This is a genomic window from Desulfosarcina sp. (assembly GCF_033791525.1).
Taxonomy (GTDB): Bacteria; Desulfobacterota; Desulfobacteria; order Desulfobacterales; family Desulfosarcinaceae; genus Desulfosarcina.
The window spans coordinates 1-3,580 of record NZ_JASJGN010000245.1; the positions used below are offsets into that span (position 1 = coordinate 1).

The window sequence follows — 3,580 nt, forward strand, 5'->3', positions numbered from 1 at the left end:
TTGCATCGACAGGGTCGTTCCCCAGAGCATGTCGTTTTCGAACAACAGCCGGCTGATGGCAAACACCGTTTCATTGGAGGTCTTGGCGAACTGGATCCGGACGCGTTTGGGAAATCCGGTTCGATGGCGTGCAGCGACCAACAGCCGGGCGATCTCCAGATCCCTCTTGAACAGGCCAAAGTTAGAGTCGGTGATGTATATGTCGGCGACGCCCTTATCGGCCATGGTGTTGATTTCTTTGGCGACCCGGTCCAGTGCGTGCAGACGGACCTTGTTTTTGGTGCGCACGCCCCAGTCGCAGAAACAGCAGGCAAACGGGCATCCCCGGTTGGTCTCCCACAGCGCGATCCGGTTGCCGTGTTGCTCACCCAGAAACGCATCCAGACTGCCGTTAAGGTACGGACTGGGCACCGGCAGGTCTTTGCCCAGCCGCGTCCCCATAGGCGTGGAGACCGTGCTGCCGGAGCGGTTGAACGATATTCCCTCCAGGCGCCCGAAATCGGGATGCTGCTCAAGCAGTTCCTTCAACAGACGGGCAAAGGGAATCTCCCCTTCCCCGTGTACCAGGACGTCTGCATGGGGGAATCGCGAAAAAAAGTCACCGGGCCGGTCGGGGACATGCGGCCCGCCGCAGACCACCAGGCAGTGTGGATAATTCGCTTTCACCCGACGGGCGATGGCCATCTGCTGGTTGTGGTTCCAGACATAGCAGGAGAGGCACAACAGGTCGGGGTCTTTGATGCCCGCCACCACGGCATCCACCGGCTGCGGCGTAGTCATAGGCGGATGCCAGCGGTAGGCGGAAGCAATCAGGGGATCCTGTCGGGCGTAGCTTTTTAAAAAACCGAAAGCGTAGGGGACAAATGAAATCATGTTGAAACTGAGGAAATAGATCGATTTCATTCGGGATTGTCACCATCGTTGGAATGTTTGGGGTTGACGGCTTGCATTCGGATACCTGTTCCCTTGCCATTTTGGTTCGGTGTTGATCAAATCGCCATCCGTCGGCCATCGATCCAGGCTGCCTTCCCTGCCCTGCCACGGGCGGGGTGACAGTGACACCTGAGTTGTCTGGTGAAGCAATCCGGTTTAATTGGCAATATATCCGACCGACATGCTGCGGTTGTTTTCCGGATTTCCGAACAGCAACTCAACCGTTCGGTTTTGTTGATCGACGCTCACGTTGTATTGGTTGACACTGGAAAACCAGACGCCGATGATAGTCCCGCCAGGGTCCAGAATATGGTATCCGGTGGGATCATAGGTATACTTGCCATACATGTTTCCACTCATATTCCTAAGCATTTCCGATTGCGGCTCAAAGGGAATCCAATAACGCGATGGCACCGTGTAGCTGCGGTCAATACCGATGATGGCATAGGGCATGTCGTCTCTGCCCGCATAAAAATACTGGTAGTCGGGTTGGTGGTCTCCCTGGTGAAAGGCGAGATCGACCTCGGCACTTTTGGTGAAGTGGCCGTAATTTTTCGTACATCCGGCAACCATCAGAACCAGCACAGCCAGCGCAATATATCCGCCAAGGCGGACGCGCAATATTATTTGATGACGTTCAAGAAGTGACATGACAGCCTCCTTTGTCAAGATTCGAGAAACGGTTCTCCCGCAAAATATAGGCACGAATGGTTGCAAAACAACAACTGTCCCGGCTTTGTACACAGGTTGGCCATCGTATAAGGTAAAAGGCTGAGTGGCCCCGGGGAATGCGTTTCTACCGTGACCCCCTTGGCCGATCCGGATCCTCCCGGCGATCTTCAACGCCATGAATGTTGAGATGCCGCTGGGAAATTAGCTTGTGTTTTTTGCCAGACGCGCATCAGGTCGGCGGTTGTTGGTCAACAGAATCGTGAAGGTCGGCAGGAGCAGGCCGAGACCGGCTACCGAAATCAGCAGGAAACCAAGCTCGGAATAGTCAGCTGGCAAGATGATTCGACCGGTAGGCGGGTCCAAAATTTCGCGTGTTACTGTGAAAATTTGGTTCAGGTATTTCGTGCCCAAATTACTCAGGGACAGGGCCAGGTTGGTAAAGGAAGCCATTATCGCAAAGAATGTAGCCTTCAGGTTAGCGGGTGCGCTGGTGGCAATCCAGGCCAGCATGGGAATCATGGCCACCTGCCCCAGCGGCGATTCCAATGCCGTGTCGACCATCGCGATGAAACGGGCATCGACCACCCCGTTGGTCAGGCTCGCCGTCCACTCGTTCAGACCATAGTACATGCCAATGATGGGTAAATTCAGTATGGTCCCGACAACAGTCAGGAAACCCACCACATAGGCAATCGATTTTTCCGCCATAAATCGACGAAAGACAATCATACCTATCAGAGCCAGACCCCCGCTGATCAATGACAACATGGACATAAACCGTTGGTCGAATCCCAATTGATCGATCTGCCACCAGGAGGCCCCGGCCCCCGGACCGGGAATGGCTCGGAATATAAAAATAACCAGGGCCGTTTGCACCAGGTTTCGCCTGGCCTGCGGGTTTAACTCCTTCAATAACCTGAGCATTAGAAAAACGACGATGCACAGAGAGCCTGCGAAAACGATTTCCTGGCTATAGGCCATCCGGCTCAGGCCCATCGCCAATGTGAAAAAAACGAATACGAGACTTCCGCCCAGAATCCACCAGTTGGGGCGAACCTTTTGGCCGGGATGGCCAACTGTCGGTTCCACCGAAGGGTATTTTATACTCCTATTTTTACACTTCCTGAACGGAAACCGTTTGAGCAATTCAGCCATGGTCACCCCCAGCACCGATATCGCCGGAATGATCATGGCCATTTTGAAAATGCCGGTATATACGTTAAGCTTCAGTTCTTCCGGCATCGCTTCCACACCCTTGAACATGAAGATATTAACAATGGCAACGGCGATCCCCCCGCCGACGATCGCCACCCGGCCAAGGGTCTGCATGGTAGTGTGCATCAGCTTGACGGTATTTTCATCGTAGGGGGTGCCGTTGGCCATGACCGTCGGTACAGCTTCGACGGTCATGGCATCGGCCACCACATCCTGAATGACGTATCCTGCGGGAGCCAGTAAGGCCGATAGAACAAACCAGGATTCCACACGCATGATTTGAACCATGAATGCGTTATAGCCGACCAACCCAAGCATGATGGCAAGACTGGCACTGATCAATGCTGCCCCGAGAAAGACCAAGACAAATTTCCAGCGCCAGAACAGGTCTACCAGGTGCCCCAAGGGCATCTTCAGCGCCCAGGGCAAACCGGCCCAGAACCCGAGCATGGCCAGAAACTCTGCCGAAAGCCCCAGGTTGTCTTTAATGAAAAAGGTCCCGACGATACCGGTCAAACCGGAAATTCCGGCGGCCATGTATACCATGAGCGGCGGCAGGTAAGACAGTTTAAATTGACGGGCCAGTTCGATGAAATGTTCATCGATCCACATCCAGACCCTTGCGATCGATTTCCGTCGTCGACGCATGACGTCAGGTCGGTTGTCATTCATGGTCTTCACCTTTAAACCGTATCCACAAACGGTCAACTGGCTCGTTATCTACTGATGCACTCGTAAAAAGTCATTTTTCCGAAGGCAT

Annotated in this window: 3 protein-coding genes; all 3 read right to left on the reverse strand. The window is 53.9% G+C overall.

Annotated features, from left to right (window positions below; all coding sequences use genetic code 11):
• A partial coding sequence (locus tag QNK41_RS12240) for a B12-binding domain-containing radical SAM protein (protein ID WP_319257257.1) occupies positions 1-903 on the reverse strand: 903 nt, incomplete at its 3' end.
• 186 nt (positions 904-1,089) lie between these two features.
• Positions 1,090-1,584, reverse strand: coding sequence for a hypothetical protein (locus QNK41_RS12245; protein WP_319257259.1), 495 nt, complete (start codon positions 1,582-1,584; stop codon positions 1,090-1,092).
• A 222-nt stretch (positions 1,585-1,806) separates the two neighbouring features.
• The gene (locus QNK41_RS12250) at positions 1,807-3,492 is read right to left on the reverse strand and encodes a hypothetical protein (RefSeq protein WP_319257261.1); all 1,686 of its coding nucleotides are present in this window, start codon (positions 3,490-3,492) and stop codon (positions 1,807-1,809) included.
• Positions 3,493-3,580: the final 88 nt, after the last annotated feature.

Coding starts and splice junctions, on each gene's coding strand:
- QNK41_RS12250 (WP_319257261.1), bottom strand. CDS start 3,492: ATGAATGACAACCGACCTGACGTCATGCGTCGACGACGGAAATCGATC.
- QNK41_RS12245 (WP_319257259.1), bottom strand. CDS start 1,584: ATGTCACTTCTTGAACGTCATCAAATAATATTGCGCGTCCGCCTTGGC.